This window comes from Epibacterium ulvae (assembly GCF_900102795.1).
Taxonomy (GTDB): Bacteria; Pseudomonadota; Alphaproteobacteria; order Rhodobacterales; family Rhodobacteraceae; genus Epibacterium; species Epibacterium ulvae.
In genome coordinates, this window is record NZ_FMWG01000001.1 from 77,460 (window position 1) to 93,071 (window position 15,612).

At 50.5% G+C, this 15,612-nt stretch carries 9 protein-coding genes and 3 pseudogenes; 5 read left to right on the forward strand and 7 right to left on the reverse strand.

What is annotated here, in order from left to right; genetic code table 11:
* Positions 1 to 70 precede the first annotated feature (70 nt).
* Positions 71 to 847, reverse strand: coding sequence for a DUF2189 domain-containing protein (locus BLP79_RS00425; protein ID WP_090214608.1), 777 nt, complete (start codon positions 845 to 847; stop codon positions 71 to 73).
* Positions 848 to 970: 123 nt separating this feature from the next.
* Here BLP79_RS00425 and BLP79_RS00430 point away from each other — a divergent pair, with 123 nt between their 5' ends.
* Together BLP79_RS00430 and BLP79_RS19410 are read left to right on the forward strand one after the other, a co-directional pair.
* Positions 971 to 1,591 carry a 2OG-Fe(II) oxygenase family protein gene (locus BLP79_RS00430; RefSeq protein ID WP_090214610.1) on the forward strand — a complete coding sequence of 207 codons (621 nt, stop codon included), beginning with the start codon at positions 971 to 973 and terminating at the stop codon, positions 1,589 to 1,591.
* A 562-nt stretch (positions 1,592 to 2,153) separates the two neighbouring features.
* Positions 2,154 to 3,252: pseudogene (locus BLP79_RS19410) on the forward strand (IS3 family transposase).
* A gap of 156 nt (positions 3,253 to 3,408) precedes the next feature.
* Here the strand turns inward: BLP79_RS19410 and BLP79_RS00440 are convergent.
* Positions 3,409 to 6,192, reverse strand: coding sequence for a Hint domain-containing protein (locus BLP79_RS00440; RefSeq protein WP_090214616.1), 2,784 nt, complete (start codon positions 6,190 to 6,192; stop codon positions 3,409 to 3,411).
* 200 nt (positions 6,193 to 6,392) lie between these two features.
* On the opposite strand from BLP79_RS00440, the pseudogene BLP79_RS19890 reads away from it, so the two are divergent.
* Positions 6,393 to 7,299 (forward strand): annotated as a pseudogene (locus tag BLP79_RS19890) (IS3 family transposase); the annotation flags it as partial.
* A 71-nt stretch (positions 7,300 to 7,370) separates the two neighbouring features.
* Here the strand turns inward: BLP79_RS19890 and BLP79_RS19895 are convergent.
* The 5 genes and pseudogenes from BLP79_RS19895 to BLP79_RS00460 all read right to left on the reverse strand — a co-directional run.
* Positions 7,371 to 7,742, reverse strand: a pseudogene (locus tag BLP79_RS19895) (hypothetical protein); the annotation flags it as partial.
* A 498-nt stretch (positions 7,743 to 8,240) separates the two neighbouring features.
* A complete protein-coding gene (locus BLP79_RS00450) occupies positions 8,241 to 9,284 on the reverse strand; it encodes a GIY-YIG nuclease family protein (protein WP_157843958.1) in 1,044 nt (347 codons plus the stop codon).
* Positions 9,277 to 11,439, reverse strand: a complete 2,163-nt coding sequence (locus BLP79_RS19420; protein ID WP_139163149.1) for a DEAD/DEAH box helicase — start codon at positions 11,437 to 11,439, stop codon at positions 9,277 to 9,279. Before BLP79_RS19420 ends, BLP79_RS00450 begins: the two co-directional genes overlap by 8 nt.
* Complete coding sequence (locus BLP79_RS00455; RefSeq protein WP_090214625.1) at positions 11,436 to 14,123, reverse strand: class I SAM-dependent DNA methyltransferase; 2,688 nt, start codon at positions 14,121 to 14,123, stop codon at positions 11,436 to 11,438. Before BLP79_RS00455 ends, BLP79_RS19420 begins: the two co-directional genes overlap by 4 nt.
* Before the next feature lie 3 nt (positions 14,124 to 14,126).
* Positions 14,127 to 14,456 (reverse strand): helix-turn-helix domain-containing protein, encoded by a 330-nt coding sequence (locus BLP79_RS00460; RefSeq protein ID WP_090214627.1) that lies wholly within the window; start codon positions 14,454 to 14,456, stop codon positions 14,127 to 14,129.
* Between the two features lie 551 nt (positions 14,457 to 15,007).
* On the opposite strand from BLP79_RS00460, the gene BLP79_RS00465 reads away from it, so the two are divergent.
* Together BLP79_RS00465 and BLP79_RS00470 are read left to right on the forward strand one after the other, a co-directional pair.
* Positions 15,008 to 15,211, forward strand: coding sequence for a hypothetical protein (locus tag BLP79_RS00465; protein WP_090214629.1), 204 nt, complete (start codon positions 15,008 to 15,010; stop codon positions 15,209 to 15,211).
* A 75-nt stretch (positions 15,212 to 15,286) separates the two neighbouring features.
* Positions 15,287 to 15,601, forward strand: coding sequence for a hypothetical protein (locus BLP79_RS00470; RefSeq protein WP_090214631.1), 315 nt, complete (start codon positions 15,287 to 15,289; stop codon positions 15,599 to 15,601).
* The last annotated feature ends 11 nt before the right edge of the window (positions 15,602 to 15,612 follow it).

Here is a 15,612-nt window from a genome sequence, read left to right on the forward strand (position 1 = left end):
TAGACCCCCGTCACGCAGGTGGCGGGGGTTTTGTGTTCTACCTTTTGAAAATTGAAAGGTATTCTTGTCGTTAGGTGTCTTTGTCAATGAGTTGGTCATAGAGGTGCCACGTGGCATGACCCAGCAATGGGAGCGCGATGAATAGCCCAAGGAAACCAGGAATCATTGCGACAAAAGTAATGGATGCGATGAATGCCGCCCAGCTGAACATTAACAATGGGAAGCGCTGAACGTAGGTAAAACTTGTGATCATTGCGGTGATGAAATCCACTTCACGGTCCAATAGAAGGGGTAGTGCCAGTACTGTCAGCATATAGAGTAGCGCTGCAAAACACGCACCGACCGCTGTGCCAAAACTTAGCATCATCAATCCGTTTGAGGTAAAGAACACATCAAGTGAGCTGGAAACATGTGTCATGGTGCTAAGCCCGAGGAATAGGGCAAAGATCATATGAGCAAGAAAGAACCAAAAGAGGAAGATCATCACAATGATCGCGCAGAGCGACGGCAGTTGGCGTTTGGACTGTTGTAAAATCACGCTGAGCGTTGCGCGCCAGTTCATTGTCATGCCCCGAGAGAAACGCCGACTGACATCATAAAAGCCGATGGCGGCAAATGGGGAGAACAGCGGGAATCCAACGGCCGCCAGTACAAGCCAATAAGTTTGGCCGCTGGCATGTGTCACCCATGCCATGAACCAGCCCAAAAGAACGTAGATTGAAGCAATCCCCACCGCAAATATGGGAGCACGTTTCATATCGGCTGCAGAGCGCTGCAGGGCCGTGCGCAAGATTAAGGGTGTTACAGGAACAAATTCTGGTGTTCCCGGTTTTGGTGTGAGGTGCATGCTGTTCCTTTCCTCCCAAGGTCTCAGCGCGCGTTTCCAGATTTTAGCTTATCGTGAAGGATTTAAGCTGTCGATAGATGACAGCGCCTCGCCAAGTGAGCGACGCTTCGCTAAAGGTATGGCATGGCTCAGATTGATTCTCTCTTCGTTACTCGTCTTTATCGTGCAGCTCTGTCCGAACATGGCCCAACTGTTGACCCAGAGGAGTTGCAAAACTCTTGTATTGTCATTGCCGAGGATGATGATGCAGGCCAAGAGTGGTGTGAAAAGAATGGCTATCCGGGCTATACCTCTTATGCATCGCTCACGGATCTGCCTTGGCGTTTTCCAATCTTTACCGATCTTGTGAAATCGCTAGATGCACATGTTTCCGCCTTTGCGAAAGATCTTGAGCTTGATCTGGATGGGCGTAAGCTGGTTTTGGAAGATCTTTGGATCAATATTCTGCCCGAAGGTGGAACACACGCAAGCCATATCCATCCCCATTCGGTTATTTCCGGCACCACTTACGTGCAGATGCCGGAAGGCGCGAGTGCGCTAAAGTTAGAAGACCCCCGCCATGCGATGATGATGGCACATCCTCCGCGCCTAAAGACCTGCAGGGATGAGCTGAAAACCTTTGTGTATCAATCTCCTAAGGTGGGTGATGTTCTCTTGTGGGAGAGCTTTATACGCCATGAGGTGCCATTGAATATGGCTGAAGAAGAACGAATTTCAGTAAGCTTTAATTATCGCTGGGACTGATCTGGTAGCAGTTTAGGAGCTATTATGCACTGGAGTAAGCCCTCGACTTCCACTCGGACCTGTTTCAGCGCAAAGAGCAGAACGCCCGGTTCCGAAAAGGTATTCTTGTTTCCTTGATGGCCTCACAGGGCGCAAAAAGAAAACTGAGGAGCAAAACCGTATCGAGCGTGACGAGTTTCGTATCAACAGATCAAGCAGCAGTAAGGTCAGCAAGAACGAGCGTCTGCGCAGCAAAAGCCATAGTCGATATGATGTTGTAGGTTCTCAGGGATTTCGTCGTATAAGCATTTCTTCGAGGCATTGCTTCGTTGGTTCTCTCATACTGCTGACATGGTAGATTTCGATGCCGTGCTGGTCAGGGCCAAAATGGTGTTCGTATTCGTCCACAGCGATGATCCAGGTATTTTCTGTCACTCCTCTGATGTCTCAGCACAGGCTAAATAATCGCGAAAGTTGGACTTGATTCACTTCCATTCTGGTTTTCTGCGAGCAATGCTCGCCATAAAGGAGACTGGAAATGTCACCCAGATAGAGTAAAGACTTCAAACGCGAGGCGGTTCGGATCGCAACATACAGCAGCCTAGCACGATGCCAATTGGCCTCAGATCTTGGTGTCGGATTTCCTCCCTTGCGCAAGTGATGCAGGACAATTCGCCTGACCCAGCAGCAGCCGAGGACATTGAACTGCGCCGCTAGAATGAGCGCTTGCGCAGGGAAAACCGTATCTGCGGGCGGAGAGGGAAGTGTTAAAAATGCTGCGATCGACTTCGCGAGCCAGTAAATGCACGAACGCTATTGGTCTGAGAGAATGTCTGAACCAATGATATTTTAATTCATTGCGGAGTATCGGGCCCATTTTCACGTGCTCATCGGTGCCGCCTGCTGCAGGTTTCAGATCGTGAGCTATAGGCTTGGCGCTGCCGACCGCCATCACATTGTCAGCATCGCGACATGATCTTTCTGGCACATATCCTCGAACAGCATCGGTTCAGCTTGGGCCACTACGGTTGTCTACGGATGGCGTAGGAATTGAAGGAACTGGGTCTTAACCTAGGTCAGCGCGGCATCATCCGGACCATGCTTGAAAACGGCATCTAAGTTCTACGCAGCCGTAATTTCAAACGCACCGCCTCCAGCGACCACTGCTTCAACACCGCCCCGAACCGTCTGAACCAAGATTTCACGGCAACGGTGCCCAGCCCAAATGGGCCGGTGACATAATCTACATCCAGACCTGTGAAGGTTGCTCGGAACTCTCTGTAATCATTGATCTATATCCGATTCGCGTGATCGGTTGGGCGCTCAGTAATCGCATGAAGCAGGATCTTGCATTGCGTGCTTTGGATATAGTCACCGTCCTGCGCGGCTGCATTCACCAAACCGATCGCAGAGCCCAATACTGTGCACACGCGTACCGGAAGCGTCTTCGCTACAACAAACTGCTGCCTTCGATGGGCGGCAAGGGAAACTGCGATGACAATTCTACTGTCGAGAGTTTCTCTAAGTCGTTCAAGACAGAATTGACCTAGCAATCAGGTCGCGACGTCGAAGTCACGGTGTTCGTATACATCAATGATTTCTGAAATCTATGCGGGCAATAGTCAGCGCCGGATGGAAAATCTCACGTGGCCTTTGAAAAGATCGCCGCCTCACATGAATAACACACCGGAATGGAAACCGTTCAAACCCAATGATCTCGATAACAAACACCAGCTTGAAACAGACATGAGGGCCCGTGTGAATCCCTTGTGTTAATATGACCCAGTTTTTGGGGTGAACCGGCCAAGGAAATCAGAATTGCTACCTTATTACTTCATTTAAGCGATCACTCGGGTCCCTAGTGATTTCAGGAGTTTCGATGGATAATTGGGGCGAACCTGTTCCATGATGCACGCTACTGAAGGTAACTCAAGTCCCGGTTTTGGACGGTTTTCAAATAACTCCGGGAACAGGGATAAAATCTCACATCGCTGTTGCTTCGAAAAACCTGCCAATGCCTGTGTGCCCGGATAGAGGGTTTCTGTGGCGACGCCATCTGCAAAAATAATTTCATGTTGTTGCGTAAGCAAATGAATATAGATCACTTCGCGTTTGCCATGTGCAATGCGTGCTTGCCCCCCCAATACATGCGGCAGGTCTTTGGCTCGTATCAGGAAATCATCACTGATGGAGTTGATGAGAAACCGGTGCTGGGGAGACACCTGCATGGGCTGATCGTTTCCCAAAGCTCCAGTCGCAATATGAATTGGGCGAAAATTCATATTGTTGGTAAGTATTTGATTATCTAGATGCCGGCTCCCAATCCAGAGTATTTCCTGAAATCCGTTGTCAGAGGTCTGAACGTAGTCCCCGAGCTTTATCTGTTCAACAGGTATAGCACCCCGGTGCGTCTTGATTAGAGTGCCGGGTGTAAAACAGGGAACAACGTTTTCGATATTTGCGAAATTCAGTACGCCTTCTAAGACATCATCTGAATCATAATATTCAACGACCCCAGAAGTTGGATCTCCCGCATCATATGTGACGGAAATACTGCCACCTGGACTTGTAGATCCAGTAAGATCGAGCACGTCAAAGCCATCACCGCCATCAATGCTATCCCCGAGGTTGGCGTAGATCGTATCATCGTCGTCTCCGGCAAAGACGGTATCATTGCCATCACCGGTGTAGATTTGATCATCCCCTGCCTCACCGAATATCAGGTCGTGGCCTTCGTCACCCGAAATCAGATCTCCGCCGCCACCGCCATATATGGTATCATCGCCTGCACCGCCGTCGATAGTGTCATCCCCTGTTGAAATCAGGAAAAAATCTTCAATGGCCGTTTGAGGCCCGCCGCTGTTGAAATCAAAATGGAAAGTCTGCACATTTCCACTGGCATAGGTCACTTCAAATTCACTGCTACTCGACGTTGCAGATGTATTTTCGATTTTTACAGGAGCTTCTGGCAACGCGACGGAATCACGGCCGTATTGAAACTCAGCGATATTCAGCACACCACCGTCATCGGTATCGCCGACCGAAATGCGGTTTGTGTCGGTGGTTGCGGGCGCGTATAATGTGATATGTGTTTCCGCGCCGCCATCGGTATCCCAAGTATACTGGCGCCAAGAGGTGTGGGCTATTTCATGTTCACCATCATAGATGGCTTTACCCACCTCACCATGGCGATCACCGTAGATAAGGTCAGCATCTATACCGCCATCAACTTGGTCTCCCCCATCGCCGCCAAGGATCGTGTCGCTTCCACTGCCGCCCAAAATGGTATCATTACCGGTTCCAGCGAAGACTGAGTCATTGCCGGTTCCTGCGTCAATGCTGTCGTTGCCTCTTCCAGCGGTCTCGACCGTATCATCACCAGCGCCAAGATTGATGCTATCGTCACCAGCTGAAGTGTCGATAATATAGTCGTTGCCATCACCTGTATTGATTGTGTCTGTGCCACCACCAGTTTTGATGGTATCATGTCCACCACCTGATGAGACGTCATTGGCACCATGGCGTGCGTTTATTGAATCATTGCCGGCCCCTGATACGATGGTGTCATGTCCATTTCCTGCGATGACTGAGTTATTGCCATCGCCGACGTTCAGGTTGATACTTTGACCTGCTGTGAATTTAGCACCTAGGTCCCATGTTCCAGAAACAAAGTCACCTTGATCCGAAAGCTCTATTTTTTCGATTTCGCTGAATTGAGCCGTATTCGCACCATCAGAGATAGTGCCGCCTTCGGAGGCATCATTATAAGAAATCGAAACACCGCTGGTGAGGCCAGTTAAATCCAGAAGGTCGTTGTCATCTCCGCCTTCGCCGCCAATGATGGTATCGTCGCCAAAATTGTCATGCAGAACGATTGTATCACTATCATCGCCCCCTGAGAGATTTTGATTCCCTATGCCACCGACGAGGGAGTCATTTCCCGTCCCGCCGTCAATTGTGTCATCCCCTTCGCCCCCATAAATCGTATCGTCGCCGCCAGCACCATCAATGATATCATCTCCATCGGTGATCTGGTCACCTTGAGTATCATTGTAGGTATAATCGATAAGGTCTCCATTGTTGGTGCCATCTACGACTCCATCTGATGTATGAAATTCCGTTTCAACCCGATCGACAGCTATGTTTCCCCTAGAGAAAGTATTCACTGAGTTTAGCGTCAAAGCCTGAATTGGCTTTGCTTCCATTGCGTCGCTATCAACGGAATCTCCACCAAAGGTTCCTTCGGGGGCTAGAAAAAGGTTTCCGTCAGTGTCTTGGATTAATGTGGCTGTAATATCGGCCGTTGTTCCATCTGTATAAGTAAGTGTAGCGTTATATAGCGCTCCGGCATCAAAGGTTGTGGTTTGAAGACCGGCACCTTGTCCCAAATCAAATTGGATTTGGTCATTGTGAGAGTCGTTGTTACTCTCAAGTTCACCGAAGCCCGACGAATGATCAAGCGCGCTAACTGATAAAACACTATCTAAAAGTGGATTATCATTTGTTCCATATGTCTGCCCCACGAGTGCGCCAGCATTTTCGGAAATACTGTCGCCTTCAACGACATCCAAGAGCTTACTCGGGTCATTTCCTAAAAAAATGGCTTTCCAAGTGTTAGACATCGTATTCCCTTATTCATTTATCCAATTGAATATGAGGGATAGAGTCTTAATTTTTGTTTTCCATAGGGGTTCTGTTGCATAAATCGGCTGAGGATCGAGCTTCCCCTTTTCCCTGTTTGAGATTAGTGCCTATTGGGTCCCAATAGAGGTATTTGATAAGAGAGAGTTCTTGGCTCATCGTAACCACTGAGGAGTGGAAGATGAGAAAGATAACCAAGAACCCTGACGAGAAGATCATCAAAGACATAAAGCGGGCGACCCGCAAGCCGTATTCTTCAGAAGAGAAGATGCGGCGCGTATTGGATGGCCTGACTGGCTAAGACAGTATTGCTGAGCTTTGCCGTCGTGAGGGCGTTTCCTACAAATGCTCAAAAGACTTCATGGAAGCTGGCAAGCGGCGTTTAGCTGGCGATACCGCCCATGCTGCCACGCCCGACGAGGTTAAAGCCCGCGATCTGAAGGAAGTTGTAGCCGAGCAAACGTTGGAGTTGCGCCTTCTCAAAGAAAGCATGACAGGGGATGGGGGCGACCAAAATGAGGTATGCTGCATCCAAGAAACTGGAGAGCACCCACCTTGTCGAGAGCTGGTCAAGCTGGGTAGCCCCCGTACAACGTTCTACTGCTGGTACGACCGATTTCCCACGCCCAAGCATGTCTGGAACCGCATCCCGGATGAGATGCGTCGTAAGGTAGTTAGATTGGCGCTGAAGGAGACCGAGCTGTCACCACGGGAGTTGGTTGTGATCTTCACCGACCGAGAAAGCCACTTTGTATCAGAAGCTTCCGTCTATCACGTGCTGAAGGCGTATGATCTGATCACAAGCCCTGCCTTCATCGTGATCAAGGCTACCAACGCGTTCAAAGACAAAACGACAGCGATCAACCTACTCTGACAGACTGACGTCACCGATCTCAGCATTTGCCCATTGTGCTTGGACCAATGGCGGAAAAGGCTCATTCCTTGACGTTTCCAGCTACTATATCATCGCGTGTAAGCTTCGCCCCAATATGAGAGCTGAGGATGTCACAGATACCTTGAACTTAGCTTTACCAGTTTTTGGCTGCGGCCAGGTTCAAGTCATTCACAATCCGTGTCTCCTTAGCGAGTGAGCTATTGATGCGCCATTGGTTCGAGCACACTGGCGAACGCTGATGTCGCCCGCCCATTTCTGGTTCTAGGGGTCGGCGCGGAAGTCCCGGTTCAAGAGGTTCGGTGCGATGTTGAAAGCAGGGGTACTGTCGGTCGCCACCTTGTCTTTCTTAGGTCTTTCAATGCGAATGTCATTCTGATGCCGTGACGAGAGTTCCGCATATGATCCCGGGGATCATTTGCCCGAGGAATACGGCTCACCCGACGCTGACCAATGTGCGGGCCCAGCTCTTTCAACTCTTCCGTGATTCTTGGACGGCCATAACTGCGAAAGCTAAGACGGGACTGTTCCTTGATGTGGGCCAGAACCCCCATGTCAGCGCGTTGCTTTTGACTGGCAGGTCAGCTGTGAGAGGGCGTGCAGGCCACGTTCGCTGACATCCAAAACCTTGCCAAGGCGGTTAGTCGATACCCCACGGCTAATGCTCTTCCCCTCTCGTGCATTTTCAATGCATTGCCGGGCAGTGGACAAACCGGATTCTCGAAAACCCTTGTAAAGTATGGCGTTCAGGGAGGTGTGACTTGCAGAAAATAGTGCTGCGTTTGGTGTTTTCGGAGTCAGTTTTGTACTGTCGAGAGAAAAGCTTTTTGAGTACCAATCTCTTATGCCATTTAAGGCTTTGGGAGGTCATATCATAATTAAATTTGGAAATGGTGCTGCTGGAGAGAATTGAACTCTCGACCTCTCCCTTACCAATGTGTTTGCGGTGTCCTTGGATGAGTTTGGAGAAAGCCGGACAGATCAGTTCGGCACCGCATAACCTTCTGCCTTCAAATGCATATTTTCGGAAAGTGAATTGCAGATAGCCACATTTAGCCTTCCAGTCTTTCACTACTCTGCCCTACTAACGCCCTACACACTTCAAAGTCACACGTGGGGCCGGAACGTTCAGAACGGTTAAGCAAGGGCCGCGCGGACAGTTGCTTCAACGAGTTCTGATGACGCTTTGAACCATTCCGTCGCACGAAAAGCCCGGCCATCCGGCCCAGTCACCTTTAAAACGACATGATTGGGCCGCAAGGCACGGTGGATAAGTTGCTCAGCCTCCTTTGCGGAGTGACCAATCAATTCGTAGGTTTCAACCAGTTCGACGGCTGCGAACAAGAAGGTTGATTGTGTCTCAGCCCTAGCGATCCGATCTTCCACCGTCCCAGAAGTGGTTCCGACTTTGAGCAACCCGTGTACCTCAGGTTTTTCAGAAAGGGAGCGTAGGACATACACGAACCCTGTACTTGCGCCTTGGAACAAAGGGCCTGCATCGGTTGTGCCAATACGGCGAGCGTCTTTGTCTTCGTAAAGACGGCGCACCAACGATGACATCAACAAGTTGGACTCCATTCCATTGTCGAATATGAGCCGTAGGCGAGCATCCGGCTTTCCATTGCGTCGATGCTCATCGCGAACATCGGCCACATGGACCAGTTGACCCTTCAAGGTAAAAAATTCCCCCAGATCGACCCGTTCTTGCCGAAACCGTTGGGGTTTGCGACTGCCATTCGCAACACTTTCTCGAACCTGCTCAAACAAGGGTTCAAAACGCTCGAAGTCCGGGCATGGTTGTCGGTCTGCTACAAAATCTGGGCGGGCGATGGGTTTGAGTTCGTCACGGACTTCAAATATTCCGACTGGGTCTGACAAAAGAGGGTCTTCTAACGGATCAAAGTCTGATTGCTCGCCAAATATCAGACTATTGGTGTCATAAATTGCAAGCTCAGAGAGGCCTGCTTTCGACGCTCGCAAACCCGCCAACTCGTTGGCCAACATACGTTCGCGCACGCTTCGCCCTTGCTCGGAAATTGGCACCCTACCGGTCTCAGTTAAGAATGCGTCTATGCGCTCCAAGACTTCTAATGCTCTGTCTATGACAGGTGTTCTTGCCGCCTTTGGCTTTTCATCTGCGGTGATTAGCAGTTCGTCATTAAGGTAGTCGATCTCAGGCATCGCTTGCACCCTGCATATCCGCGCCCGCCATTGCCGCGCGTTTCTCACGGGACAATTTCCGCAGGAAGGCAAGGGCTTCTGCCAAGCGCACTTCCCGCCCATTTGGAGCATTTAAGTTCGGTTCTCTGCTTTCTCGCGCAATGAACTCCTTTACACGGTCGTAAAGCCGTTCGGCCTCTTCCTGTGTCATGTTAACTTTCAGAGCGCGAACTTCGCCGTGCAGGCGCGCAAGCAGTTCTTCGGATAGCTCCTTTGACAACAACTCATAAGCATCGTCGAAGTCGCGCCGACCGCCAAGTAGATCGACCTGCAACTCACGAACATTGATGAACCGCTTTGCCTGCTGAACAAACCGGTCTCCGGCATTTGGCCCATCTGAAGCCTGCGTGTCAGTCCCTTGTTCTGGCATTTCAAACAGGGCTTGCTCACCCTCGGACATCCCCGGTGTCTGAATAATGCTGGGGTCCTTTGCGACCTCTCTGCCAAGTCCGGCGCGCACACCGAACAGTCCGACGGCATCCTCCACCTGTGCGTCAGAAAAACTTGGGTAGCGCTTCTTGATCACATCCGTAACAACTAAATCATACATGACATCTGTATGATGATCATCCGGGTTGATCATAACCGTAAGCGTTCTGGGGTCACTTTGAACGTCAGCAAACAAATCGTTGAAGTCTGTTTCGATTGCCTCCACCGCTTCTTGATTGATTTCCGGCATTCCAACGATTTCGATCTCGCCCGCATTGGTGACAGGCGCATCATCGCCCTGTTCGCCCGGTGTCCCGTCGAATTGATCCGCGCCTTTATGGGTCCGAAACTTAAACACAGGGGCCATCACCTGCTCCATCAGAAGCGATACGGAAATTGCCTTGAGCATGTCATTTACAGCCCGCGTTATCGCTTCATCTTTGGCAAATGGGGCGGACACAAGGTTGGTGAATTGCGCTTCCTCTTTGCCCGGAGCATCCCGTGTTGCGCGGCCAATAATCTGCACCACTTCGGTCAGCGACCCGCGATATCCGACGGTCAGGACATGTTCGCACCAGACCCAATCAAAACCTTCTTTTGCCATGCCGAGCGCAATTATAACGTCAACGTCTTCTCGACCTTGCACTGCACGCAGAGAACTAAGAACCTGATCCCGATCTGCACTATCATCCACAAGGTTTGCTATGCGTAGAGTTTTGCCGCCTGCGGACAGATGGACAAAGCCAGTTGCAGGATCGAGTGTAGTAGTTGCGTTTTCGCCAAGCCGGTCTCCGATAGCATCCACAATGGCATCAACCGCGAACATCTTATTGACGCCACCAGCTTCCGTAGATCCGACATGCGGAATGTGAACAATCGTTTTCAGATTTGGGTCGAGCGCTTCGCCAATCGCGTCAAGGTATTTGCCTTGGTAGAATCGAAAATTGATGCGCAGAGTCTTGAGGTGCTCATAGCCGTTTAGCTGTTCATAATAAGTATAAATGACTTTTTCAAAACGCGCCTCATCTTCGGGATGTAGTACCGCCGTGCCATCGCCACGGAAATAAGAGCCGGTCATCGCCAGAATGTGTGCAGCATCACTGCCGACCTCGCCCGCACGGTCGATCAGGCCACGCAGCAGATTGCCGAGGCGACTGTTTTCGTCAGATGAGGCATGGTGCAGTTCGTCAACACACACCAACGTCCGGTCGAACAGTGAAACGTCGTTCGTTTTGGCATATGCTGAGCGTAGTGTGGAATGGGTGCAAAGGGCTGTATTGCCCCCTTCACCATTAAGGAATGAGATCAACTCATCCACTTTGCGGCCCGTCTCAGAGCCGATAGTGCAAAGATCGACATCAAGCTGCCAATCCGAATGGAAACCGTGCTGCGCAAGCGCGGTATCCCGAAAGGAAGCACCGATAGAGCGTTCGGGTACGGCGATCACAACGCGAGCAGTTGCGGAAGTTCGCAGCTTTTCCAGCCCAACAAACATAGCAGCGCGTGACTTCCCGGATGCAGGCGGTGATTTCACAAGCAGATGCTGGGCGTCGCGCTTATCCCAAACCCGCGCTTGCATTGCGCGCATACCGAGATCATTCGTCGATTTTGACGCCCCTGTCGCTTCATATTGCAATGTGGTCGAACCAAGACTGTTCTGCGCTGTTGTAGCGGTTTCGTCGTTCATGTCTTGGTTTCCTTCTTCTTTTTCTTTGTTTGCTTTTCAGCTTCCTCAGCAATCATGCGTTCGTAAAGCTGCAGCATATGCTCGATCCGATCCGAATCAGAACGGTAACGACGTGACCCAAAGATCGTTTCCATCGTTTCGTCTAACTCTTCATGCGCACGGCGTAGTGCACGGGGCATTTCCTTTGGGGAGTACAGGTTTCCTAAAGTCTTGTTCCAACCCGCTTCTTTGCGCGCCAAATCGATTTCCCACCAATGTTCTTCCAATTCGCTTTTTCTGCGTTCCGAAAGTATCGGCAGTGGAAAAGTATTCCAAACCAAGGTATTGGAGTAACGAGGGTCTTCTTTGAGACGTCCTCCAACTGTTTCCAACCACAGCCGATGAAGACGCGACGACAAAACCGCCGCTTGCCAGACAGCGCCATCGAAAATACCAAAAGCAAGGTTCGACACTATATTATTCTCATCCTTAATATCGACTGGTAACCAAATACGGTCTTCACTTGCAGCTCCTGGGATCAAAATTGTCCAACACTGCGCCGCACCTGGTCGCTGCAAAAAGCGATGGGGTCGATCCGCGAAAGACTTTGATATCTTGCTAGCTTTTTCATTGGAGCGTGTTGTTGCAACTGCATCGAAACGCATAGCCAATTCAGGTATCGCTCTCGCACTTTGGGCTTCTTCGTCTGCCACCCATAGGCACCATCTTTCGATACCTTTCATAAGCTCTTGTGATCCATAAAGTCTCCGAACAAACCGCTCGGCCTGCGGGTTTTCATCAAGCAGCTTTATGCGTTCTTCTCGGTTAAGGATTAGATTTCCACCATCTGTTGGTTGGTTGCCTCGTGTCATTTGTTCGAGCAATGCAATCGGTGTACTTGTCTTTGCAACGACCACAGTTGTATTGGGTGCCAAATAGGGGCCAATAACTTCAACATCACGCACAGTGTCTGAATCGAACAAGCGTTTAGGCGAACTGGATGGCAAACCCATGCTTACAATAACGCATGTAACCCCCGCATTGTGAGCGGCGAGATTTGACCACTTGAAGGACCGATGAGCGAACTTTATTTCCAATTGATTCAAAAGATGGGGCCACAGTTCTGGCACTTGCACCCCTTGGACGATTGAGTTCGTCGAAACAAAAGCAAAAGGAGCGCCTGTCGCTATGCAATAATCACGGGCCTTTGCAAACCATAGCGTCACATAGTCGAGGTTGCCCCAATTCTTCACACGCCCTTTGAAAACCAGTTCCATGTCCGCTTTTTGCTCAGGCGTCCAATATGATGACCCTCGGAACTGTGGGTTGCCAACCAAAAAAGTCTCAGAGTTTTCACTTGTTGGGCAAACGTCAAGCCAATCCACCTCCGCCGAGTTGCCCTTCTTAATCACCCCAGCCTTCTGCAACGGCAGAAAATCGGTTCGCTGTCCAAGGTCCAATTCAAGCTGTTGGTCACATTGGTACTTGGCTATCCACAACCCGAGCCGCGCCGCTTGGCAGGCGAAATCGTCAATCTCAATGCCAAAGAACTGCTCCAGTTGAATGCCAGACAGGCGCACCTCTGCTAGGCGTCTCAGTGCTTCGACCTCAAGCGCTCTCATCTCTTTATAGGCTAGGATCAGAAAGTTACCCGACCCGCAGGCCGGATCAAAAACCCGGATGCGACCCAAACGCTCCAAGAACGCGCGCAGCTTGCCCTTGTTGGCCCCCGCGCGCTCCAATTCCGACTTGAGCGGATCTAGCAGAATTGGCTCCAGAACTTTCATAATGTTGGAGGGCGAGGTGTAGTGCATCCCCAGCTCGCCGCGCTTTTCCACGTCTACGACCGCCTGCAACATAGAGCCAAAAATATCGGGATTGATCAGCTTCCAATTAAGTTGAGCGCAATCGAGCAAAAGCTTACGGCATTTGCTGTCGAGCGTGGGCATGGGCTCTTGCTCTTCAAATAGAGACCCATTCACATATTTCAGCTTTGACCAACCCGCCGTTTCCGACGGTCTGTCTTTGGGCGGGGTGTTCATATGTTGGAATGCACCAGACAGGAACTCTGCCAAATCAGACCCATCAACTTTGGTTGATTGCCGAACGGCCTTTTCGAACACGTCTTTTTCAAAGATTCCAACATCGTCAGAGAACAAGCAAAATAGAATGCGCGCCATGAAAATGTTGAGTGCATGCCTGTCTTTCTCACTTGTCCATGAGGGGTTCATGTCACGGACGGCATCGTGGAAACGCGATATAAACCGCGTGGCGCGCACGTCGGCCAGTTTCTCCTTGGCTGGCACATAGCGTTCGTGCCCGCCCAGCGGGAAGAAGAGGTCACCCTCAAGCGACAACATATCCAAGCCAACGCGTAGGGGCTCATCAGCAATTCGCGTATCGAAAGCTGCAATGCTCTCGCCATCGTAGGCTAGAAGAATACGCGGGCGACGGCTTTTCGGAGATGCCTCTGCCTCTTTCTGCATTTCTTCGAGCGCAGAATGCGTTCCGCCGACGGGCGTGGATTTGAAACGCAGCATGCGCGTCCAAACAAACTCACCATCTTTTGCTTTATCCCTCAGCTTGGTAATTGTCGCACGGGGCGCGCCAACCGCTTCCATCAGCTCTAGGCCGAAAGCTCCACCCTTCGGTGGGGATGCTGCCAAGTCATCCAGATTGCTGTAAATTTCTCCGGGAGTGAGCATTGCCTAAAATGCTCCCAGAGCAAACGAATCTTGAGAGCCCTCAGCTCCCGTCACAACCAATTTCACTTCATTGCCTAAAGCGGAAAGGCACCGCGCAAGTCGCTCTGCCGAGTAGCCACTAAACTTGCCATTCAACACCGCAGATAAATCTGGCTGCTTAAGCCCCATGATTTCAGCAGCTTTGGTTTGGGACAGTCCTCTGCTCTCCATACTTCGAGCTATGTGAGAAACTATCCAAGCTTTGAGTTGGGTGTCACTGTTTTCAGCGTTGTTATTCTGAGCCAAATTACCACTACCGATAGGAACCGCTTTTGTGTCCAGAATTATAGTCATATGACTATAATTCACAAGCTCCCTTTTGGAGGCAGTTGAATACCCAAGGCGGCCTAACGGTATACGGCATGGGAAGAGTACGGGAGAGCTGTTGCCTTTTGATCTCTATCCCTAGGCTATCGCGTTTAGTTCACTTTTTTTGCGCGCTAGGCTGGATTTGATACTCCATCTTGTTGCGAGTGTTGATGCTGTGCCGCTCGAACTGATCTTACATAGATGCCATCGGGCAAAGGTGGAGTTTTTGTTGATCGCTTCGAGAGGAAGGGACTGCCGAACGTCCGCGCCGAACTGTACCGTAAGTGAAAAAAGCGCATCCTAGAACTGAAAGAGCCGCGCGATTGAACCACAGGTGACCCCACCCCATCGACGGCTCTCAGAGCAATGGCAGCGCTGGCCAATCCCGCTTCGACGGAATCCGAGAGCGTCCTTGATCATAGAAAAGACGAAATTCATGTGTTTAACCGGTGATCATCCGGTTGCGCCTTCGCGCGGGCACACGTGAGATTTCAAGGTTTTGTTCAACAGTTCATAGATTGAGTAGGAGTATTACTATGTCCGACGAAAGCACCGAACAGACCGAAGACAATTACGGAGATTTTGCAGTCGGCACTTTGTTTGGGCGTACCTATCTGGAAAAACTGCTTCTATCGATTATCGAGGCCTACCCATTCGGTCACGAAACCCCAGAAACCCGTCTTGGCGTTGCCGTCCGCGCCTTAACTGGCGAAAGCTCAAAAGCGGAGGCAGTGAAGTAGGACGGCGATTTGCGCGCGCTTCGACACATGGCCAGAGAGCATCATCGCGATAAAGGGAACAGATTCCTACTTTATATGAAGCATCGCAAAGATAAGACCCCACCGGAGCTTCCAAAGGTCCGCTCTGATTTGGCCCTCGCCAAGGAGGCAACTGACAAGTTCTTTGATCCTTCCAACGAACAGGCTCGAAAATCAATATACGACCGTCTACGCGAGAAGTTCAGCGGTGTTTATTATCGAAAACAAGGCAAGGGGCACGGTGTCAATTTCCGCGAGTATTTTGTGTACATGGCGGTTGAGCATGATGATGTCGCGGAAACACTTGAGGCTCAGAGCCTTGATATTGTTTGCAAAGAGCTTCGCGAAAACGGTGTGAAAACCACGCGTTAACCGAATCCCCC

Bases quoted from the DNA above. Each gene is read 5' to 3' on its own strand.
- BLP79_RS00425 (WP_090214608.1), bottom strand. From the start codon at position 847: ATGCACCTCACACCAAAACCGGGAACACCAGAATTTGTTCCTGTAACA.
- BLP79_RS00430 (WP_090214610.1), top strand. From the start codon at position 971: ATGGCTCAGATTGATTCTCTCTTCGTTACTCGTCTTTATCGTGCAGCT.
- BLP79_RS00440 (WP_090214616.1), bottom strand. From the start codon at position 6,192: ATGTCTAACACTTGGAAAGCCATTTTTTTAGGAAATGACCCGAGTAAG.
- BLP79_RS00450 (WP_157843958.1), bottom strand. From the start codon at position 9,284: ATGCCTGAGATCGACTACCTTAATGACGAACTGCTAATCACCGCAGAT.
- BLP79_RS19420 (WP_139163149.1), bottom strand. From the start codon at position 11,439: ATGAACGACGAAACCGCTACAACAGCGCAGAACAGTCTTGGTTCGACC.
- BLP79_RS00455 (WP_090214625.1), bottom strand. From the start codon at position 14,123: ATGCTCACTCCCGGAGAAATTTACAGCAATCTGGATGACTTGGCAGCA.
- BLP79_RS00460 (WP_090214627.1), bottom strand. From the start codon at position 14,456: ATGACTATAATTCTGGACACAAAAGCGGTTCCTATCGGTAGTGGTAAT.
- BLP79_RS00465 (WP_090214629.1), top strand. From the start codon at position 15,008: ATGTCCGACGAAAGCACCGAACAGACCGAAGACAATTACGGAGATTTT.
- BLP79_RS00470 (WP_090214631.1), top strand. From the start codon at position 15,287: ATGAAGCATCGCAAAGATAAGACCCCACCGGAGCTTCCAAAGGTCCGC.